This window comes from Methylobacterium ajmalii (assembly GCF_016613415.1).
Classification (GTDB): domain Bacteria; phylum Pseudomonadota; class Alphaproteobacteria; order Rhizobiales; family Beijerinckiaceae; genus Methylobacterium; species Methylobacterium ajmalii.
On sequence record NZ_JACWCT010000016.1, the window covers coordinates 18,104 to 37,432 of the forward strand.

Genomic DNA, 19,329 nt, shown 5'->3' on the forward strand with positions numbered 1-19,329 from the left:
CGGTGTCGAGGATGCCGACTGCACCATGACGCGCTCAGCCCTCCCTTCCCCCCATCCGCTCCACGTCTGGACCGCGCGGGACTTCTGGCTGGCGCTCGCCGCCGTCATGCTGTTCTGGGCCGCGGCCGCCGCGGTCTGGCCGCTCACCGGCGCGGTGGTGCCGTGGGATTCCAAGAACCACTTCTACCCGATGCTGCGCTACCTCGGCGCGGCACTGGCGAACGGCGAATTGCCGCTGTGGAACCCCTACCACTTCGCCGGCCACCCCTCGGTGGCGGATCCGCAATCGCTTCTCTTCACCCCGACCATGCTGTTCTTCGCGTGGCTCGACCCGTCGCCGTCGATGGAGCTGTTCGACGCGGTGGTGTTCGCCCACCTGATCCCCGGCGCGGTCGCGACGCTGCTGCTGTTTCGCCGCCGCGGCTGGCACCCGGTCGGCGCGGTGGCGGCCGCGATGGTGTTCGTGCTCGGCGGCTCGGCCTCGGCCCGGCTGCAGCATACCGGCATGATCATCTCGTACGGCTTCGTGCCGCTGGCCTGGTGGCTGCTGGAGGAGGCGCTGGCGCGCCGCTCCTACGTCTTCGGTCTCGCCTTCGCGGTGGTGGCCGCCGTGATGACGGTGGGGCGCGACCAGGTGGCGTTCCTGTGCGGCCTGAGCCTGATCGGCGTCGCGGTCCACGCGATCCTGACCGCGCCGGCGCCGCTGTCCTACCTGCGCGCCCGGATCGGGGTGCTCGCCGCGATGGGCGTGGTCGGGGGGGCGCTGCTCGCCGTGCCCTCGCTCCTCACCATGCAGTTCCTGATGACCTCGACCCGGCCGTCCTTCGGCTACGGCGCGGCCATCATGGGCTCGCTGCCGCCCTCGAGCTTCGCCACCGCCCTCTTCGCCGACGTGTTCGGCTCGCTGCGCTGGACCTACGATTACTGGGGTCCCGACTGGCAGTCGATGGACGGCAACACCTGGACCGACCGGGCGGTGAACTACCTTTTCGCCGGCACCCTGCCGGCGGTGCTGATCCTCTGGCACGGCATCGCCGGCGGGCGCCTCGCCGCCCGGGAGGTCCGCTACCCGGTGATCGTGCTCGCCGCCGCGATCCTGTACGCGCTCGGGCGCTACACCCCGGTCTTCGCTCCTATCTTCGACCACTTCCCCGGCGTCGACCTCTACCGCCGGCCCGCCGATGCGACCTTCGTCGTCAATATCGGGCTCGCGCTCACCGCCGGCTACCTCGTCCACCGCTACGTCATGGAGGGCGCGCCCCGGCTGCGAACCGGCCTCCCCGCCTTCCGCGTCGCCCTGCCGGCCCTGGCGGTCGCGGGCCTCGGCGGCATCCTGTTCGTGTCCTACGCCTACGCGGCGAAGGCCCACCACCTGCCGGACGCGCTGCGCGACGGCCTGATCGGCACCGGGATCGCGCTCGCCGCCGTCGCGGCGATGCTGTGGGCCGGTCCGCGCCGGCGGACGCTCGCCGCCGCCGGCCTCGTCGCGCTGCTCGGCGCGGAACTCGTCTGGCGCAACGCCGGCAACTCGCTCAACGCCGAGCCGGCGGGGCGCTACGCGGTGTTCCAGCAACTGCCGCCCGAGCAGCTCCAGGGGCTGACGGCCCTCAAGGCCGAGCTCGACGCGCGCCACGCCAAGGGCGAGCACCCGCGGGTCGAGATCCTAGGCCTGGGCGGTGCCTGGCAGAACGCCTCGATGGTTCTCGGGCTCGAGGACACGATCGGCTACAACCCGCTGCGCCTCGCCGATTACGAGCGCGCCGTCGGCCCGGGCGAGAACGCCGCCGACCCGAACCTGCGCCAGTTCCCGGGCCTCTTTCGCGGCTACCGCTCGCGGCTCGCCAGCCTGCTCGGCCTCGAATACCTCGTCCTCGACCGGCCGGCCGAGCGGCTGCCCAAGCACTTCCCGCAGCTGACCGGCGCCAAGCTCCTCTACGGCTCGGGCCAGATGTGGATCTACCGCCTCGATCCGGCCAAGCCCCGGGCCTACCTGGCGACGCGCCTCGTCCCGGTCGATTCCGAGAGCGTCCTCGACCAGGACGAACTGCCCGAGTTCGAGGGCAGCGAGACCGCCCTCGTCGACCGCGACAGCGTGCCGAAGATCAAGGGCGAGTTCGGCCTCAAGGACCCGGCGGCGCCGGTCGTCGCGGCCAAGGGCACGGCGACGATCCTGGCCTACCGCCGCAATGTCGTCACCGTGGAGGTCGAGACCGACCGCGACAGCGTGCTGGTGCTGCACGACATCTTCTATCCGGGCTGGCAGGCCCGGGTCGACGGTGCCCGCCGCCCGATCCTGCGCACCAACCTGCTCTTCCGCGGGGTCGAGGTGCCGGCGGGCAAGCACGTGGTCGAGTTCAGGTTCCGCCCGCTCTCGGTCGACAACCTGGTGGCGGCGGCGAGCGAATTGTTGGCGAGGGACGATGACGCGGGCGAGACGGCGGTTCGGTAAGGCCCTGGCGCTGGCCGTGCTCTGCGGCGGCCCCGCCGCGGCGCAGTCCCCGGGTCCCGCCCCCGCTCCTGCACCCGTCCCCGCGCTGCCCCCCGGCGTGGCGCCGCAAGGCGTCGCGCCCCAGGGCGTGACGCAGGGGCCGCCCCCGGCTCCCGCGCCCGCCGAGGCCAGCCTGTCGCTGCGGGCCGTGCTGACGAGCGAAGCCAAGCCCCTGCGCGGCGGCCTGACCTGGCGGATCTACGAGGACCGGCCGGAGGGCGGAAAGCCCGTGGTGCTCGCCCGCTCCGAGGAGGCGCAGCCGACCTTCCGGCTGCCGCCCGGCAGCTACCTCGCCAACGTCACCTACGGCTTCGTCAGCACCTCGAAGCGCGTGACCCTGAACTCGGGCGCGGGCATCGAGCAGCTCGTCGTCAATGCCGGGGCGCTGCGCCTGTCGGGCGCGGTCGGCGAGGCGCGGATCCAGCCCGGCCAGCTCGCCTTCTCGGTCTTCGTGCCGATCGGCAACAACCCGGAGGGGCGGCTCGTTCGCGACGGCGTCAAGGCCGGCGAGATCGTGCGCCTGCCCGAGGGCACCTACCACGTCGTCTCGACCTGGGGGGATTCGAACGCGATCCAGCGCGCCGACCTGAAGGTCGAGAACGGCCGGCTGACCGATGCGACCCTCAACCACCGCGCCGCCACCGTGACCCTGAAGCTCGTCGCCTCGCCGGGCACCGAGGCCTTCGCGGGCACCGCCTTCAGCGTGCTGACGCCGGGCGGCGACACGATCCGCGAGGCGATCGGCGCGTTCCCGCAGGTGACGCTCGCGGAGGGCGAGTACCAGCTCATCGCCCGCCACGACGGCAAGGTCTATACCCAGGACTTCAAGGTCGAGAGCGGCGTCGACCGCGACATCGAGGCGATCGCCAAGGATCCGTGAGCGCCGGAAAGCCCCGGCGGCGATCCTCGACGGGTGTTCTCGATCGGACCGCCCGCGCGGGCCGGGGACCGGTTGTCGGCGAATCGATCCACCAACCGTTAAGCCCATCGGCACCGCGGGCGGTGCCGCCCCGCAATGCGGCCGCGGAACCCCATGTTTAGAGGGGTCGGTTATCCGGCTTTTAACGGCCTGACCCTACGGTCGCGCCATGCGACATCCGCTGGGCCTCATCCGTGACGAGAAGGGATCGACTGCGGTCGAGTTCGCCCTGGTCGGCATGATGTTCATGGCCGTCATCCTGTTCACGATGGTCGTGGCGGAGATCCTGTACTTCGGGCAGAAGCTCGACTTCGCCACCGAGCAGGCGTCCCGTCAGGTCATCGTCGGCAAGGCGCAGCAGCAGGCAACGCCGCCCACCCTGGCGGACTTCACCCAGGCCCTGTGCGGCAAGCTCCCGGCCGCGATGTCCTGCAGCGACGTGATCGTCAACCTCTACGTCGTCCCGAAAGCGACGGCGCCGGGCTACTACGCCTACGTCAAGGCCGACCAGAGCGGCCTGGCGCTGCCGGCCCTGACGCCGGGAAGCGGCCAGTTCACCCTCGGCAGCCAGGGCGACTACCAGTACCTGCAGGTCATCTATCCGGTCACGTTCCTGCCGTCGTTCATGACCGCCTGGCTCGATGCTTCGACGATGTACAACGGCAAGCCGGCCTACCTCATCATCTCGACCGCCGCCTTCCGCGTCGAGAGCTACTGATGCGGTCCGTCCTCGTGTCCCGCATCCGGCGCTTCCGAAGCGCCGAGGACGGCCTCGCCGCCGTCGAGATGGCGTTGATCATGCCGGTCATCCTGGTGATCATGCTCGGCGGCATCCAGGTCGTGTCGTACATCAACGCCGTGCGCAAGGTCGAACTGGTGGTCCGTTCGATCAGCCAGATGATCTCGCAGACCCAGCCGCCGAGCGGCTCGACCGTCGCGATGGTCAACGCGGGCGACCTGCATTTCAGCTACGATTCCGCGCTGGTGCTGTTCCCGTACCTGATGGCCGAGGGACGCCGCCGGGGCCAGGCGTGGTGGCAGGTCGTCACGATCAACTACGCCAGCATCAAGTTCACCCAGACGGCGACGACCTGCACGGATGGGAGCGACCTGTCGGCCTGCTACCGCGCCGACGTGGTCTGGACCAGCACGGGCACGACCCAGCCCGCGACCGGGGTCGCCTACCGGCCCTGCGGCACGCCCCAGATCGCGGCGTCGAACACCGCCCCTCCGAGCCGCACGGCCCTGCCGCGCTCCCTGTTCGGGCCCGCGGCGGCGGTGGTGATCGACGTGGCATTCACCTTCACGCCGACCTTCGGCGCCAACTACCTGCCTTCGCTGCGGATCGCGCGCACGGCCTACATCCAGCCGCGCTACGCGACGCTCGTCGATTTCGACACAACCAACAACGACGGAATCGCCTCGAAATGCTGACCTCCGCATCCCGGTTCGCCGCCGCGGCGGCATCGTTCCGCCGCTGCCGCAACGGCGGCATCAACATGCTGTTCGGGCTCAGCCTGATCCCGATGGTCGGCCTGATCGGGCTCGGGGTCGATTACGGCGTCGCGGTGACCAATCGCTCGCGGCTCGACCGGGCGGCCGATGCCGCCGCCCTCGCCGCGATCGTGACCGCCAAGACCTACATCGCCGCCAACTCGTCGCAGAGCGGCGTGCTCGAGTCCGCGAAGGCGGCGGGCCGGACCCAGGCGGTCAACAGCTTCAACGTCAACATCGGCAACGTGCCCCTCGGAAGCGCGAACCTGCAGACGCCGGACGTCCAGATCGCCGGCCAGACCATCACTGCCAAGATCACCTATACGGCAACGATCCAGAACAGCTTCTCGAAGCTCTTCCTGGTACCGACCACCACGGTGGGCAATACGGTGACCGCCTCGGTCGACCTGCCGAGCTACCTCGACTTCTACCTGATGGTCGACGTGTCGGGATCGATGGGCCTGCCCACGACGGCGAGCGGCATGACGCAGCTCGCCAAAGACAACGACGACATGTACAGCGACTACAAGCAGGGCTGCCAGTTCGCCTGCCACTTCCCCGGCTACAAGGGCTGGGGCCTAGCGGCGGGCAAGATCCAGCTGCGGTCTGACGCGGTGAACAACGCGGTCTGCGCGCTCCTGCAGAGGGCGGGCTTCCCGACCGTGCCGAACCAGTACCGGATCGGCATCTACCCGTTCATAAACCAGCTCGCGACCCTGGCCGGCATCACCGGCGACGTGAACTCGCTGAAGACGTCCGCCCAGTGCGCGAATTCCTGGCCGCTCGCCTTCACCAACCTCCTCGATACCGGGTCGACCCAGCTCAACAGTCCCAACGACCCGACCACCGGCGTCGGCGCGGGCGGCACCCATTTCGAGGTCGCCTTCCCGCAGATGAAGACGATCGTGACCCAGAACGGCTTCGGCGACGGATCGACGAGCACGAACCGCAAGCCGTTCGTGTTCCTCGTCACAGACGGGATGCAGAACGGGCAGCACTTCTTCGTCAAGCCGGGCACGCAATACGCCTATCCGGGCAATCCGTCGAAGTTCCCAGGCTGGGGCGATGCCTGGTGGGACGGCTCGCAGCCCTCACAGATCGACGCGAAGAACTGCGATGCCCTCAAGGCCGCCGGGGCGACGATCTCGGTCCTCTACATCCCGTACAACCAGATCTCGTTCACCGACAAGGGCGGCGGCATCGCCTGGGAGAACAAGCGGGTCAACGGTTTCAGCCCGACGCTCGGCACGGCGCTCCAGTCCTGCGCGTCGCCGGGCTACTTCAAGGCCGCCAATTCTCCCGAAGACATCACCGCGGCCCTCAAGGCGATGTTCGACCAGGCGCTCAAGGTCGCCCGCCTGACCCAGTAGGCGTGGAGACCGGCCGCAGGCCCGAGAGGATCGACGCCGCCACCGCCCGGCGGCGGTGCTCCCCGCGCCTCCAAGTCGGCCGCGACGCCGCCGGGCGTCGGGTCGAGCACGAGGTCGGCGGCGATCCGGCCCTGCCACGCCGGTCCGACGGGTTCCCGTACGAGGTCGGCACGTACCATCCCCTGATGTGCTCGACCGACGGTCATGATCGGCGTCATCGTTGCTCACCAACACGCCGACGGGGATCGTCCTTTGAAGGCCGCGGGACGGCACTGACCTGCAGGGTGCGGACGGATCGCTCCTCGACCGACGACCTGCTTGCAATCAGGTATGCCGATCGTGAGGAACTGCCGATTCGCGCTCGCTACGCTGGTCGCGATCTCCCTGGCGACACAAGATTTTCAGGAAATGCAGAGATCTCGCGCCGACCCCGCATCGTCACTATTCCGGTGACCTAGGGAAACACCTTCGATCGAGACCCCTGCCGGCCGTATGAATAAAATCATCCGGTCTGGCACAGCGGTGGATCGAATGTCCCGGCCGGGCGCCGCGAGCTGATTGATCAGCTCGATTCACGCAAGCGACCCGCCCTTAGATCGAAATGCAAAATTTTGAGCCGCATTATCTCTTCGATTATCACTGATGTCTTCTCTCTCTGAGAAATTTTATCAATCTAAAAAGCGCCATGGCTCGGACGGCGCGTTGATTCCCATGGGTACAATAACCTGTGATGCTGCCTTGGCCGGATTACGATGAACAAAACAGTCTGTCGATTTATATTTCCAGCGTATTTTCTTGAATGAATCGCCAAATAGAGCATACGGCAACGCATGACGCAAAATCAATCCGCCATACCGAGAAAAATATCAAGATGTGACAATTTTTCGTAACGAATTTTTATGCTCTGATCTGTCACTGGAAGGTGAGTTTGCTGGGACAGAGAAAATGGCCTTCAACGTAACGGACAGCATTCGCCCGGCCGCGCCCGCAGGCCGCCGATACATCGGCGTCTCTGGCCGCGCCACGGCGATGATCCTGGCGACCGTCTGCGCCGCGTTCGCCGTCGGCTCGACCTACATCTACGTCACGCAAGCCGACGCCCTGCAGCGCGACGTCACCGCCAACATGGCCAAGCTCGGATCGACCGCCTCGCGCAGCGTCGGGAACTGGCTGCGCGGCAAGATCGACCTGACCCAGATGCTCGCCCAGCAGGCCGCGCTCCACGGCATCGATGCCGCCTCCGACCGCGCCCTCGACCTGCCCATCTCGCGCGACAGCTTCCTCATCAGCTACGTCAGCCGCACCGACGGCTTCTTCTCGCAGATGCCCAAAGAGGACCTGCCCCCCGGCTACGACCCGCGCAAGCGCCCCTGGTACCAGGCCGCCGTCGCCGCCAACGGGCCGATCCTCACCGAGCCCTACGGCGCCGCCGCCCGATCCGGCAGCCTGACCATCACCAGCGCCGCCCCGATGCGCGATGCCAACGGCGCCCTGCTCGGCGTCGCGGGCAGCGACTTCGACCTCGGCGCCCTCGCCCGCATGATCAATGCCGTCGACACCGGCGGCACCGGCTACGCCTACCTGGTGTCGCGCGCCGGCAAGATCCTGATCCACCCCCGCGCCGAGCTCAACGGCAAGCCCCTGTCCGACCTGATCACCGGCCCCCTGCCGGCGATCGGCCAGGAGACCGCCGAGACGCGCGAGGGCGAGCGCCCGACCCTGACCGCCTTCGCCCGGGTGCCCGACCTCCCCGCCTCCCTCGACTGGTACGTCGCCCTCTCGGTCGACCGCGCCCACGCCTTCGCCCCCGTCACCCGGCTGGCCACCGCCCTCGCGGCGACCACGATCCTGGTGCTGCTCGTCCTCGCCGTGGTGGTGAGCCGGCTGATGTCGGTCACCGTCGCCCGGCCGTTGAACCGTCTGGTCGCCGTCCTGCAGCGCATGGCCGGCGGCGACGTCGAGGCCCGGATCGACGTGGCGGCGCGCCGCGACGAGATCGGCGCGGTCGGCCGCGCCGTCGAGGCGATCAAGGAGATGGTGGCGCGTACCGCGCGCGAGCAGGCCGAGGTGAAACGGGTCGCCGAGGCGGCGGCGGAGGCCGAGCGCCGGCGCACCATGCTGGCGCTCGCCGACGGGTTCGAGCGGGCGGTCGGGGGAATCGTCGGCATGGTGTCGTCCTCGGCGACCGAGCTGCAGGCCACGGCCCAGGTCATGACCGCGACCGCGTCGCAGACGGCGGCGCAATCGATCAGCGTCGCGGCGGCGGCCGAGCAGGCTTCGGCCAATGTCGGCACGGTGGCGGTCGCCTCGGAAGAACTCGGCACCAGCGTGCAGGAGATCGCCCGCCAGGTGGCGGGCTCGGCCGCGCTGGCGCAGGGCGCAGTGGCGGAGGCCGGCCGGACCTCGCATCTCGTCGGGGAATTGTCGGCGGCGGTGTCGCAGATCGGCGACGTGGTCGAGCTGATCTCGACGATCGCCGGGCAGACCAACCTGCTCGCGCTCAACGCGACGATCGAGGCGGCGCGGGCCGGCGAGGCGGGCCGGGGCTTCGCCGTGGTGGCGGCCGAGGTCAAGGCGCTGGCCAACCAGACCGCCAAGGCGACCGGTGAGATCGCCGGCCACATCCAGCGCATCCAGGGCTCGACCGGCCAGGCGGTGACGGCGATCGACGTGATCGAGGGGCGGATCCGCGAGATCGACGGGGTGGCGTCCTCGATCGCGGCGGCGGTGGAGCAGCAGGGGGCGGCGACGCGGGAGATCGTGCGCAACGTGCACGAGGCGGCGACCGGGGCGGGCGAGGTGACGACGACCATCGCGGGCGTGGCCGGGGCGGCCGAGGAGACCGGCGCGGCGGCGTCCCAGGTTCTGTCGGCCTCCTCGGAGCTGTCGCGCCAGTCCGAGCACCTGTCCGCCGAGGTCGCCCGCTTCCTCGCCACCGTGCGGGCGGCCTGAGCCTGGATCGTACCCCGTCCATCCGGCGCCGCTCGCAGTTGCGGGGCTCATGGCCTCGCCACGCGGGCCGCGCCTGTGGCGTTCGACGACGGACTGGAGTGGCGCCCTGGTGTCCCTGCACCTCTACCGCGGCGTCGGGTTGGCCCTCGGCCATGACGGCCGGATGGCCACCCCGGCCGGGACAGGAGACGGACGGGACATGCGGCACGGCTGCCTTGGCGGCGCGGACGCGCCGGGCTAGACAAGCTGGCATGACCGACCTCCCTTCCCTCGGCCATGGCGGCCGCCTGACGATCGACCTCGCGGCCCTGCGGGCGAACTGGCGCCGCCTCGCGCAAGAGGCGCAATGCCCGGAGACGGCGGCGGTCATCAAGGCCGACGCCTATGGCTGCGGGATCGCCGAGGCCGGCCCGGCCCTGTGGCGGGAGGGCTGCCGGACCTTCTTCGTCGCCCACCTGTCGGAGGGCGTGCGTGCGCGGGCCGCCCTGCCGGAGGCCGCGATCTACGTGCTGAACGGCTTTCCCCCGGGCAGCGCGCCCGCCTACCGGGAGGCGGATCTCCGCCCGGTCCTCGGCTCGATCGAGGAGGTCGCCGAGTGGGCGGCGGCGAACCGGGCCGAGGGCACGACCCGCCCGGCGGCGCTCCACGTCGATACCGGCATGAACCGCCTCGGCCTCTCGGTCGCCGAAGGGCTGGCGCTCGCCGGCGATCCGGTGGTGGCACAGGCCGGCATCGACCTCCTGATGAGCCATCTCGTCAGCGCGGAGGTCGAGCACGACCCCCTCACCGACCATCAGGCCGCCGAGTTCGCCCGGGTGCGCGCCGCCTATCCGGGCATCCGGGCCTCGCTCGCCAACTCGTCGGGCGATTTCCTCGCTTCCTGCCGCGCCGACCTGGCTCGTCCCGGCTACGCGCTCTACGGCGGCAATCCGCGGCCCGGGCACGACAACCCGATGCGGCCGGTGGTGCGGCTCGAGGCCACCATCCTGCAGGTCCGCGAGGTCGCGGCCGGCGAGACCGCCGGCTACAACGCCCGCTGGACCGCCTCCGGACCGCGCCGCCTCGCCACCCTGTCGCTGGGCTACGCCGACGGCTTTCCCCGCGCCTCGACCGGCCGCGGCGAGGCGGTGGTCGGCGGCGTGCGCTGCCCCTTCGTCGGCAACGTCTCGATGGACCTCATCATCCTCGACGTCACCGGTGCGCCCGCCGAGGCGGCGGTCCGCGGCGCCCCCGCGACGCTCATCGGCGACGGGCTCGATCTCGACACGGTGGGGCGCCACGCCGGCACGATCGGCTACGAGATCCTGACCGGCCTCGGGCGGCGCTACGCGCGGGTGTATCGGGACTGACATCCGCCGGGTCATACGGGGGGCTCGCCGAGGGCGAGAACCCGGGATGACACCGAGGGGATGAGCCGCATCGAGCGAGCGGCGGCACCTTCGAAAATTCGGTACGGCGCCGCCGCGGCCCACGCGTCTCCCCTCTTTCGAAAAGACGGTTTTGTTGAGCGCCGGTTGGCGCTAGGCTCCCGCCCGGGAATGCCGGGGCCGAAGACCCCGGCCACGGGAGGATCGCGCGCATGGACTTCACCCTCTCCGAGCGGCAACGCCACTGGCGCGACCGGGTCCGGGCCTTCATGGACGAGCACGTCCGCCCGGCGGTGCCGACCTACAAGGCCGAGATGGAGGCGTTCGGCGCCGACCGGTGGCAGCCGGTGCCGGTGATCGAGCGGTTGAAGCCCAAGGCTCGCGAGGCCGGGCTGTGGAACCTCTTCCTGCCGCCCTCCCCCGATCACGACGACGGCGATTTCCGCGGTGCCGGGCTCACCAACCTCGATTACGCGCTCTGCGCCGAGGAGATGGGCCGGATCCAGTGGGCCTCCGAGGTGTTCAACTGCTCGGCGCCCGATACCGGCAACATGGAGGTGCTGCACCGCTACGGCACCAAGGCCCAGAAGGAGCGCTGGCTCACCCCCCTGATGGCCGGCGAGATCCGCTCGGCCTTCCTGATGACCGAGCCGGACGTGGCCTCGTCGGATGCCACCAACATCGAGACCCGCATCCGCCGCGACGGCGACCACTACGTCATCAGCGGCCGCAAGTGGTGGTCGTCGGGCGTCGGCGATCCGCGCTGCGCCGTTGCCATCGTGATGGGCAAGACCGACACCAGCGCCCCTCTGCACCAGCAGCAGTCGCAGATCCTCGTGCCCCTCGACACCCCCGGGATCGAGGTGGTGCGGATGCTGCCGGTCTTCGGCTACGACGACGCGCCGCACGGCCATGCCGAGGTGATCCTCAACGACGTCCGGGTGCCGGCCGAGAATCTTCTGCTCGGCGAGGGCCGCGGCTTCGAGATCGCGCAAGGGCGCCTCGGGCCGGGACGCATCCACCACTGCATGCGCACCATCGGCGTCGCGGAAGAGGCGCTGGAGAAGATGGCCAAGCGCCTGCTGACCCGCGTCGCCTTCGGCAAGCGCATCGCCGACCATTCGGTCTGGGAGCAGCGCATCGGCGAGGCCCGCACCGACATCGAGATGACCCGCCTCCTCTGCCTCAAGGCGGCCGACATGATGGACAAGGTCGGCAACAAGGGCGCCAAGCTCGAGATCGCGATGATCAAGGTCGCGGCCCCCCGCATGGCCTTGAAGATCATCGACGACGCGATCCAGGCCCATGGCGGCGCCGGCGTCAGCAGCGATGCCGGCCTCGCCTATTCCTACGCCCGCATCCGGACCCTGCGCCTCGCCGACGGGCCCGACGAAGTCCACAACCGCTCGATCGCCCGGCTGGAACTGGCGCAGTACGGCAACCGCGAGCGGCCGAAGGCCTGACGGAAGATCATCCGCACGGAAGCCGCGTTCGAGAGAACGGCTTTCCCGCGCGGACCGCAAAAAAGCACGACGATGCTTTTGACGGCGCGGAAACGGCCTTCGATACTGAAGGTCAACCGCGCCGTTCGACCATGACGGCGCCGGCTCTTCTAAAGATTGACGAGCGAGGATCCGCCCATGACGCAGCAAACCCCCGAGCCGATTCGCTTTGCCTACTGGGTGCCGAACGTCTCCGGCGGTCTCGTCGTCAGCAAGATCCCCCAGCGCACGGGCTGGGACGGCGACTACAACCGCGAGCTGGCGCGCATCGCCGAGACGGCCGGCTTCGACTATGCCCTGACCCAGATCCGCTTCACCGCCGGCTACGGCGCCGAGTACCAGCACGAATCGGTCGCCTTCAGCCACGCGCTGCTCGCCGCCACGGACAAGCTGAAGGTGATCGCCGCGATCCTGCCCGGGCCGTGGAACCCGACGATCGCGGCAAAGCAGATCGCCACGATCTCGCAGCTCACCCACGGGCGCATCTCGGTCAACATCGTCAGCGGCTGGTTCTCGGGCGAGTTCCGGGCGATCGGCGAGCCGTGGCTCGACCACGACGAGCGCTACCGCCGCTCGGAGGAATTCATCCGGGCCCTGCGGGGGATCTGGACCGAGGACAACTTCACCTTCCGGGGCGATTTCTACCGATACAGCAACTACACCCTGAAGCCGAAACCGGCCGAGCCGCTGCCCGAGATCTTCCAGGGTGGCTCCTCGCGGGCGGCGCGGGACATGGCGGCCCGGGTCTCCGACTGGTACTTCACCAACGGCAACACGCCCGAAAAGATCCGCGCCCAGGTCGACGACATCCGCCACAAGGCCGGCGCCGAGGGACGCAGCGTGAAGGTCGGCGTCAATGCCTTCGTGATCGCCCGCGACACCGAGGAGGAGGCCCGTGCCGTCCTGCAGGACATCATCGACCAGGCCGACCCGGACGCCGTGCGCGCCTTCGGCCACGAGGCGAAGAATGCCGGCGCCGCCTCGCCTGAGCGCGAGGGCAATTGGGCGAACTCCACCTTCGAGGACCTGGTCCAGTACAACGACGGCTTCCGCACCAACCTGATCGGCACGCCCGACCAGATCGCCGAGCGCATCCTGGCGCTCAAGGAGGCCGGCGCCGACCTGGCGCTGCTCGGCTTCCTGCACTTCCAGGAGGAGGTGAAGTATTTCGGCGACGAGGTGATTCCGCGGGTGCGGGCCCTGGAGGCGGCGCGGGCCGAGCGCAAGGAAGCCGCCTGAGCGGTCTCCCCGGCGCAACGATGAAGCGCAATTTAATCGACCCGCCGCGCGGGTGAACCGATCATCGGGCCGTTCCGCACGGCGGCCCGGTGATGATCGACCTTCGCTCCAGCACGACCCTGCTCCTCCTCGCGCTCGCGGCGATGCCCGCGTCCGCCATGCCGGGGGCGGAGCGGGCGCGGGCGCTGACCGAGCCGGTCTATGTCCGGCCGATCTACGGCGCCTACCGGCAATGCGGCGGCGCCTGCCTCAAGAGCGGCAGCCTGTCGTGGTTCTGCGGCGTGCGCCAGCACTGCAGTCTCGATTGCGCGACCGCGCCGCCTGTGCGCCGCTGCGCCTCGCCTTAGATCGAAACGACGAGGCGAGCGGGCCCGGCAAGGCAGCGGGAGGCGAGCATGACCGAGGCGGAGGCAGGACCGGTCCACGCCTTCCTCGCCGGCCGCGGCCGCGACGGGAGCGGGCGCCGCCTCGCCGAGGTGCTGGCCTTCGACGACGCCGGGATCGAGGGCGTGCACGACTTCATCCAGTGGCTGTTTCCGCTCGACGCGGCGAGCCGGGCGGTGCCGGGGGCCCCGGTGCTCGGGCCCGCGGAGGCGGCGGCGATCCGGGCCGACCCGGCGGCGCGGGCCGGGCTGCTCGCCGCCCGAGACCGGATGCTGCGCTTCTACGCCGGGACGACGGGCTGGCGGCGGGCTTTCGACCACAACCACCTGCGCATCACCCGCATCCTTACGGCGCTGCGCGACCTCGCGGGGATCGACGAGGCGCGGGGCTTCCACGAGGCCGTCCTCGGCTTCATCGCGGAGGCAGGCTCCCCGGTGAACCCGGAGAGCCTGGACTATTGGCGACGGGCGGTCGACGACTAGAAGAACGCCTGCAGCCCGGTCTGCGCCCGGCCCAGGATCAGGGCGTGGACGTCGTGGGTGCCCTCGTAGGTGTTGACCGTCTCGAGGTTCTGGGCGTGGCGCATCACGTGGTATTCGCCCATGATGCCGTTGCCGCCGTGCATGTCGCGCGCCTCGCGGGCAATGGCGAGCGCCTTGCCGCAATTGTTGCGCTTGACCAGCGAGATCATCTCGGGCGCCATCCGGCCCTCGTCGAACAGCCGACCCACCCTCAAGCTCCCCTGAAGACCGAGCGCGATCTCGGTCTGCATGTCGGCGAGCTTCTTCTGCACCAGCTGGGTCTGGGCGAGCGGCCGGTCGAACTGCTTGCGGTCGAGGGTGTATTGCCGCGCGCGGTGCCAGCAATCCTCGGCCGCGCCGAGCGCGCCCCAGGAGATGCCGTAGCGGGCCCGGTTGAGGCAGCCGAACGGCCCCTTGAGCCCCGAGACGTTGGGCAGCAGCGCCGATTCCGGCACCTCGACGCCGTCCATCACGATCTCGCCGGTGATCGAGGCGCGCAACGAGAGCTTGCCCTTGATCTTGGGCGCCGAGAGACCCTTCATCCCCTTCTCGAGGATGAAGCCGCGGATCTGGTTGTCGTGGGACGGCGACTTCGCCCAGACCACGAACACGTCGGCGATGGGGGAGTTGGAGATCCAGGTCTTGGCGCCCGACAGGCGGTAGCCGCCGTCGATCTTCTCGGCCCGGGTCTTCATGCCGGCCGGGTCGGAGCCGGCATCCGGCTCGGTCAGGCCGAAGCAGCCGACGAACTCGCCCGAGGCGAGCTTCGGCAGGTACTTCTTCCGCTGCGTCTCGTCGCCGTAGGCATAGATCGGGTACATGACGAGCGAGGATTGCACGCTCATCATCGAGCGGTAGCCGGAATCGATCCGCTCCACCTCGCGGGCGACGAGGCCGTAGGCGACGTACGACGCGCCGGCGCAGCCGTACTCCTCCGGCAGGGTGACGCCGAGAAGCCCGAGCTCGCCCATGGCGTTGAACAGCGAGCGGTCGGTCTTCTCCTCGGCATAGGCCTCGACGACGCCGGGCAGCAGGCGCTCCTGCGCGAAGCTGCGGGCGGAATCGCGGATCAGGCGCTCGTCGTCGGTGAGCTGGTCGTCGAGCAGGAAGGGGTCGTCCCACCGGAACGCGCCGCGGGTGCCTTCATGGGGCTTCACCGGGCTGAGGTTGGTCTGGGTCGCGACCGCGGCGGACGGGGGGTTCATGGCGTCTCCTCCTTGCATTTCGGGCCGGACGTTACCGCGGGTGCGCCGCCTTCGCCAGGATGCGAAACCGCATTCCGCACGGCCCAGCCATGCAGGCAGCCCAAGGCCGCGTAAGCTGGCGGCCCGGGACGGGCCGGGTCACTTCACCTGCTGCTTGTCGAGCTTGCGGGCCAGCGTGCGCCGGTGCATCCCGAGCCGGCGGGCGGTCTCCGAGATGTTGAAGTCGGTCTCGACCAGGGTCTGGTGGATGCGCTCCCATTCGAGCGTCTTGATCGAGGTCGGCCGGCCGTCGAGGGAGACGTCGACGTCTCCTGCCGCCTTGGAGAACGCCGCCTCGATGTCGTCGGTGTTGGCGGGCTTCGCCAGGTAGTGGCAGGCGCCGAGCTTGATCGCCTCGACGGCGGTGGCGATGCTGGCATAGCCCGTGAGCACCACCGTGAGGATCTCCGGATCGTGGTCGTGCAGCGCCTTGACGCAGGCCAGGCCCGATTCGCCGTTGAGCTTCAGATCGACGACCGCGTAGGTCGGCGTGCGCTCGGCGAGCAGGGCCTCGAGGGGTGCGAGGCCTGGCAGGCTCACCACCGTGTAGCCGCGGCGCTCGAACGAGCGGGTCAGGGTGGCGGCGAAGCGGTCGTCGTCCTCGACGATGACGAGCAGGCGGTCCTCGTCGGCCATCTCACACCGTCAGGCTCGCGAGCGGCAGGCTGATGGTCACGACGGCGCCTCCATAGCTGCGGTTGCGGGCCTCCACCGTGCCGCCGAGCTTGCGCACGACGTTGACGACGAGGAACAGCCCGAGCCCGCCGCCGAGGCGGCCCTTGCTCGATGTATAGGGCTGGCCGAGGCGCGCCAGCATCTCGGGCGCGAAACCCGGGCCGCGGTCGGTGACCGAGAGCCGCAGGGTGTCGCCGTCGCGCAGGAGCACCAGCTCGACGAAGGTCGGCGACATGTCGAGGGCGTTGTCGAGGACGTTGAACAGCACCTGCTTGAGGGCGGTGTCGGAGACGATCTCCTGGTCGTCGCCGAACTCGTCGCGGACCTGGAGGCAGAAGCAGGAGCGCATCCGGCGCCAGTCGCCGGCGAGCTCGGTGACGAAGCCCCGCACGGTGGTGAGGTGCGGCGCCTCCCCCCGGGCGGCCCCGGCGGCGAGCAGGATGCCGGTGACGATCGCCTTGCAGCGCCCGACCGCCTCCTGCATCTCCTCGATCTCGCGGGCGATGTCGGGCGAGGCGGTGAGCTCAGGCATCCGGCGCCAGTCGCCGAGGATGACCGAGAGCGAGGAGAGCGGCGTGCCGAGCTCGTGCGCGGCGCCCGAGGCCAGGAGCCCCATGCGGACGATGTGGTCCTCTTCCGCCGCGCGCTGGCGCAGATCGGCCAGACGGGCATCCTGCCGGCGCAGGTTGCGCGAGACCCGGGTGACGAACACCGCGATCAGGGCCGCGTCGATGACGAAGCTCACCAGCATCCCGACGAGGTAGAGCCGGAACAGCTCGGTCTCGCCCTCGCCCTGCGGCAGCACCAGCGGCCGGTAGGCCAGCATCAGCACGCCGAGCGCCGCGGTGGTGAGCGCCACGAGGCCGATCGTCGCCCGGCTGCTCAGCAGCACCGCCGCCAGGGTGAGCTGGAGCAGGAACAGCGACGTGAACGGGTTGGTGGCGCCGCCGCTGAGCGAGAGCTGCGCCGTGAGCGCGGCGACGTCGAGGAGGAGCGCGACGAACAGCGTCGCCTCGGTGACGCGGCCGCCGCGGGCGATCCAGGCGAGGCTCACGAGGTTGAGGAGCACGAGGCCGGCCAGCACCACCGCCATCGCCCCGAGCGGCAGGGCGATGCCGAGGCCCGCTTGCGCCACCGCGATGGTGACGACCTGGCCCGCCACCGCGATCCAGCGCAGCTGCACCAGGAGCAGCAGGTTCTGCCGGCCGCCATCCTGGTCGTCGTCGGACGGCTCCGCCTCGCCGAGGCCCGCGAGCGAGCCGATGCCGAGGTGCCGGGCGGCCGCGATCAGGGTGGCGCGGGCGGTGCGGCGAAGTTCCGCCCAGTCGGTCATGGCTGTCCCGTTCGCCCGCGCGCCCGACATCGACTTCATCACCCGGAAGACACCCGCCTCACCGCTCGCGCAGCAGCCGAAAGACCGCATATCCCGCCATCAGGGCGAGGCCAAACCACGTCAGCGCGTAGATCAGGTGGTGGTTGCGAAACGTCACCACGGTCAGGCCGCCGACCGGCTCGCCCGGCCAATTGCCGGATGCGTCGGCGTCGATGAAGTAGGGCGCCACGTCCCCGAGACCCTTGGCGGCGGCGATCGCGGCGACGTCGCGCGAGTACCAGCGGTCGTGGGCGGGGTCGTTGTTGCGCAGGAAGCCGCCGCCGGGCTCGGGAAGTCGCAGGAGCCCGGCGACCGTCACGGTCCCCTCCCCGTCCCCGGCCGGCGCGCCCCGGTCGGGCGGCACCGCACGCCAGTCGGGCGGCACGAAACCGCGATTGACCAGGATCGTGTCGCCGGCGGGCGTGACGAGCGGCACGAGCAGCCAGGAGCCGGCGCCCCTCTCGGTCAGGGCCGTGGTGCGCACGGCGCGGTCGGACAGGAAGCGGCCGGTCGCCGTCACCCGCCGATACTCGTCGGCGTCGCGGGTGATTCGTGGCCAGTCGGCGCGGCCCGGCGCCGGAACCGGGGGGGCGGCGAGCCGTGCCTCGACGCGGGCGATGAGGTCGAGCTTCCAGGCCCGGCGCTCGACCTGCCAGATGCCGAGGGCGACGAACAGGGCCGTCGCCAGGAGGCAGAGCGCAACCAGCAGGAGGCGCTTGGACCGGGGCGGCGCGGCCGCCCCGGCAGGGTTCGCGAGGTCGCCGTCGGCCACCGTCACGGCATGTTGCGCATGTCGCCCGGCGACATCGGCATCATGTTGGTGTTGAGGTGGTACATCACCCAGAGCGAGCCCGAGAGCGCGATCACCACGAGCACGACCGTGAAGATCAGCGCCATCATGGTCCAGCCGCCTTCCGACCGCGCGTTCATGTGCAGGAAGTAGACCATGTGGACTACGATCTGCGCCACCGCGAAGGCCATGATGACGAGCGAGGTGACGCGGGAGTCCGAAAAGACCTCCGCCATCACCAGCCAGAACGGGATCGCCGTCAGGATCACCGACAGGACGAAGCCGGTGATGTATTCCCGCCGGCTGCCGTGGCCGGCCTCGTGATGGTCGTGGACGACCTCGACGTGCACGTTGTCGGAGACGGGAGCGCGGGCGCTCATTTCAGGGACCCCATCAGGTAGACGAAGGTGAAGACGCCGATCCAGATCACGTCGAGGAAGTGCCAGAACATGCTCAGGCACATCAGCCGGCGGCGGTTGGCCGGGATCAGGCCGCGCTGGTGCACCTGCACCATCAGGGTCACGAGCCAGATCAACCCGAAGGTGACGTGGACGCCGTGCGTTCCGACCAGGGTGAAGAACGACGACAGGAAGGCACTGCGCTGGGGCGTGGCGCCCTCGTGGATCAGGTGGGCGAACTCGTAGAGCTCGAGGCCGATGAAGCAGAGGCCGAAGGCGCCCGTGACCGCGAGCCAGCGCTGGGTCATGCGCTGGTCGCCCTTCTCCATCTCCAGCATGGCGAAGCCGTAGGTGATGGAGGAGAACAAGAGCATGGAGGTGTTCACCGCCACGAGCTTGAGGTCGAACAGGTCCGTGCCGGACGGCCCCGCCGCGTAGTTCCGTCCGAGCACGCCGTACGTCGCGAACAGGATCGCGAAGATCAGGCAGTCGCTCATCAGGTAGAGCCAGAACCCGAGCATGGTCCCGCCCTCGGCGTGACCGTGCTCGTCGGCGACGTAGAAGTGCAGCTCGCCGTCGTCCGCTGCGGCCGTGTGTGAGTGTGCCATGGCGGG

General features: G+C 69.9%; 18 protein-coding genes. 12 read left to right on the forward strand and 6 right to left on the reverse strand.

The features are described from left to right. Positions 1–25: 25 nt before the first annotated feature. The 12 genes from HPY23_RS02760 to HPY23_RS02810 all read left to right on the forward strand — a co-directional run bounded on the left by HPY23_RS02760 (position 26) and on the right by HPY23_RS02810 (position 14,197). Entirely contained in the window at positions 26–2,449 is a 2,424-nt protein-coding gene (locus HPY23_RS02760) for a glycosyltransferase family protein (RefSeq protein ID WP_236012979.1), read from the forward strand. Then, positions 2,421–3,368 (forward strand): hypothetical protein, encoded by a 948-nt coding sequence (locus HPY23_RS02765; protein WP_091889453.1) that lies wholly within the window; start codon positions 2,421–2,423, stop codon positions 3,366–3,368. Before HPY23_RS02760 ends, HPY23_RS02765 begins: the two co-directional genes overlap by 29 nt. A 208-nt stretch (positions 3,369–3,576) precedes the next feature. Next, positions 3,577–4,125 (forward strand): TadE/TadG family type IV pilus assembly protein, encoded by a 549-nt coding sequence (locus HPY23_RS02770; RefSeq protein ID WP_060846474.1) that lies wholly within the window; start codon positions 3,577–3,579, stop codon positions 4,123–4,125. Beyond that, positions 4,125–4,841, forward strand: a complete 717-nt coding sequence (locus HPY23_RS02775) for a TadE/TadG family type IV pilus assembly protein (protein WP_091889451.1) — start codon at positions 4,125–4,127, stop codon at positions 4,839–4,841. The genes HPY23_RS02770 and HPY23_RS02775 overlap by 1 nt, the downstream gene beginning before the upstream one ends. After that, complete coding sequence (locus tag HPY23_RS02780) at positions 4,835–6,271, forward strand: pilus assembly protein TadG-related protein (protein ID WP_200602101.1); 1,437 nt, start codon at positions 4,835–4,837, stop codon at positions 6,269–6,271. Before HPY23_RS02775 ends, HPY23_RS02780 begins: the two co-directional genes overlap by 7 nt. Positions 6,272–7,216: 945 nt before the next feature. Next, positions 7,217–9,223, forward strand: a complete 2,007-nt coding sequence (locus tag HPY23_RS02785) for a methyl-accepting chemotaxis protein (RefSeq protein ID WP_236012980.1) — start codon at positions 7,217–7,219, stop codon at positions 9,221–9,223. A gap of 109 nt (positions 9,224–9,332) precedes the next feature. Continuing rightward, entirely contained in the window at positions 9,333–9,464 is a 132-nt protein-coding gene (locus HPY23_RS33510) for a hypothetical protein (protein ID WP_268926724.1), read from the forward strand. A 10-nt stretch (positions 9,465–9,474) separates the two neighbouring features. After that, the gene (gene alr / locus HPY23_RS02790) at positions 9,475–10,572 is read left to right on the forward strand and encodes an alanine racemase (protein WP_091890449.1); all 1,098 of its coding nucleotides are present in this window, start codon (positions 9,475–9,477) and stop codon (positions 10,570–10,572) included. A gap of 230 nt (positions 10,573–10,802) precedes the next feature. Then, a complete protein-coding gene (locus HPY23_RS02795; RefSeq protein ID WP_091890452.1) occupies positions 10,803–12,053 on the forward strand; it encodes an acyl-CoA dehydrogenase family protein in 1,251 nt (416 codons plus the stop codon). Between the two features lie 177 nt (positions 12,054–12,230). Beyond that, positions 12,231–13,331: a dimethylsulfone monooxygenase SfnG gene (sfnG, locus tag HPY23_RS02800; RefSeq protein WP_200602102.1), complete on the forward strand. Its 1,101-nt coding sequence runs from the start codon at positions 12,231–12,233 to the stop codon at positions 13,329–13,331. Positions 13,332–13,423: 92 nt separating this feature from the next. Next, positions 13,424–13,678, forward strand: coding sequence for a hypothetical protein (locus tag HPY23_RS02805; protein ID WP_091890458.1), 255 nt, complete (start codon positions 13,424–13,426; stop codon positions 13,676–13,678). Positions 13,679–13,726: 48 nt separating this feature from the next. Then, the gene (locus HPY23_RS02810; protein ID WP_091890461.1) at positions 13,727–14,197 is read left to right on the forward strand and encodes an opioid growth factor receptor-related protein; all 471 of its coding nucleotides are present in this window, start codon (positions 13,727–13,729) and stop codon (positions 14,195–14,197) included. Here HPY23_RS02810 and HPY23_RS02815 read toward each other — a convergent pair. The 6 genes from HPY23_RS02815 to cyoC form a co-directional block, all read right to left on the reverse strand. Beyond that, complete coding sequence (locus HPY23_RS02815) at positions 14,194–15,441, reverse strand: acyl-CoA dehydrogenase (RefSeq protein WP_210344673.1); 1,248 nt, start codon at positions 15,439–15,441, stop codon at positions 14,194–14,196. The two genes, HPY23_RS02810 and HPY23_RS02815, sit on opposite strands and share 4 nt — an antisense overlap. Before the next feature lie 138 nt (positions 15,442–15,579). Then, a complete protein-coding gene (locus tag HPY23_RS02820) occupies positions 15,580–16,116 on the reverse strand; it encodes a response regulator transcription factor (protein WP_060846483.1) in 537 nt (178 codons plus the stop codon). Position 16,117: 1 nt separating this feature from the next. Further along, positions 16,118–17,488, reverse strand: a complete 1,371-nt coding sequence (locus tag HPY23_RS02825; protein WP_091890514.1) for an ATP-binding protein — start codon at positions 17,486–17,488, stop codon at positions 16,118–16,120. 58 nt (positions 17,489–17,546) lie between these two features. Beyond that, positions 17,547–18,305, reverse strand: coding sequence for an SURF1 family protein (locus tag HPY23_RS02830; protein ID WP_459564371.1), 759 nt, complete (start codon positions 18,303–18,305; stop codon positions 17,547–17,549). After that, positions 18,302–18,697 (reverse strand): cytochrome o ubiquinol oxidase subunit IV, encoded by a 396-nt coding sequence (cyoD, locus tag HPY23_RS02835; protein ID WP_060846485.1) that lies wholly within the window; start codon positions 18,695–18,697, stop codon positions 18,302–18,304. Before cyoD ends, HPY23_RS02830 begins: the two co-directional genes overlap by 4 nt. Continuing rightward, positions 18,694–19,323 (reverse strand): cytochrome o ubiquinol oxidase subunit III, encoded by a 630-nt coding sequence (gene cyoC, locus HPY23_RS02840; RefSeq protein WP_091890464.1) that lies wholly within the window; start codon positions 19,321–19,323, stop codon positions 18,694–18,696. The genes cyoD and cyoC overlap by 4 nt, the downstream gene beginning before the upstream one ends. Positions 19,324–19,329 lie beyond the last annotated feature (6 nt).

Excerpts from the sequence above, each read along its gene's own strand:
- HPY23_RS02760 (WP_236012979.1), top strand. The coding sequence starts at position 26 with ATGACGCGCTCAGCCCTCCCTTCCCCCCATCCGCTCCACGTCTGGACC.
- HPY23_RS02765 (WP_091889453.1), top strand. The coding sequence starts at position 2,421 with ATGACGCGGGCGAGACGGCGGTTCGGTAAGGCCCTGGCGCTGGCCGTG.
- HPY23_RS02770 (WP_060846474.1), top strand. The coding sequence starts at position 3,577 with ATGCGACATCCGCTGGGCCTCATCCGTGACGAGAAGGGATCGACTGCG.
- HPY23_RS02775 (WP_091889451.1), top strand. The coding sequence starts at position 4,125 with ATGCGGTCCGTCCTCGTGTCCCGCATCCGGCGCTTCCGAAGCGCCGAG.
- HPY23_RS02780 (WP_200602101.1), top strand. The coding sequence starts at position 4,835 with ATGCTGACCTCCGCATCCCGGTTCGCCGCCGCGGCGGCATCGTTCCGC.
- HPY23_RS02785 (WP_236012980.1), top strand. The coding sequence starts at position 7,217 with ATGGCCTTCAACGTAACGGACAGCATTCGCCCGGCCGCGCCCGCAGGC.
- alr (WP_091890449.1), top strand. The coding sequence starts at position 9,475 with ATGACCGACCTCCCTTCCCTCGGCCATGGCGGCCGCCTGACGATCGAC.
- HPY23_RS02795 (WP_091890452.1), top strand. The coding sequence starts at position 10,803 with ATGGACTTCACCCTCTCCGAGCGGCAACGCCACTGGCGCGACCGGGTC.
- sfnG (WP_200602102.1), top strand. The coding sequence starts at position 12,231 with ATGACGCAGCAAACCCCCGAGCCGATTCGCTTTGCCTACTGGGTGCCG.
- HPY23_RS02805 (WP_091890458.1), top strand. The coding sequence starts at position 13,424 with ATGATCGACCTTCGCTCCAGCACGACCCTGCTCCTCCTCGCGCTCGCG.
- HPY23_RS02810 (WP_091890461.1), top strand. The coding sequence starts at position 13,727 with ATGACCGAGGCGGAGGCAGGACCGGTCCACGCCTTCCTCGCCGGCCGC.
- HPY23_RS02815 (WP_210344673.1), bottom strand. The coding sequence starts at position 15,441 with ATGAACCCCCCGTCCGCCGCGGTCGCGACCCAGACCAACCTCAGCCCG.
- HPY23_RS02820 (WP_060846483.1), bottom strand. The coding sequence starts at position 16,116 with ATGGCCGACGAGGACCGCCTGCTCGTCATCGTCGAGGACGACGACCGC.
- HPY23_RS02825 (WP_091890514.1), bottom strand. The coding sequence starts at position 17,488 with ATGACCGACTGGGCGGAACTTCGCCGCACCGCCCGCGCCACCCTGATC.
- cyoD (WP_060846485.1), bottom strand. The coding sequence starts at position 18,697 with ATGAGCGCCCGCGCTCCCGTCTCCGACAACGTGCACGTCGAGGTCGTC.
- cyoC (WP_091890464.1), bottom strand. The coding sequence starts at position 19,323 with ATGGCACACTCACACACGGCCGCAGCGGACGACGGCGAGCTGCACTTC.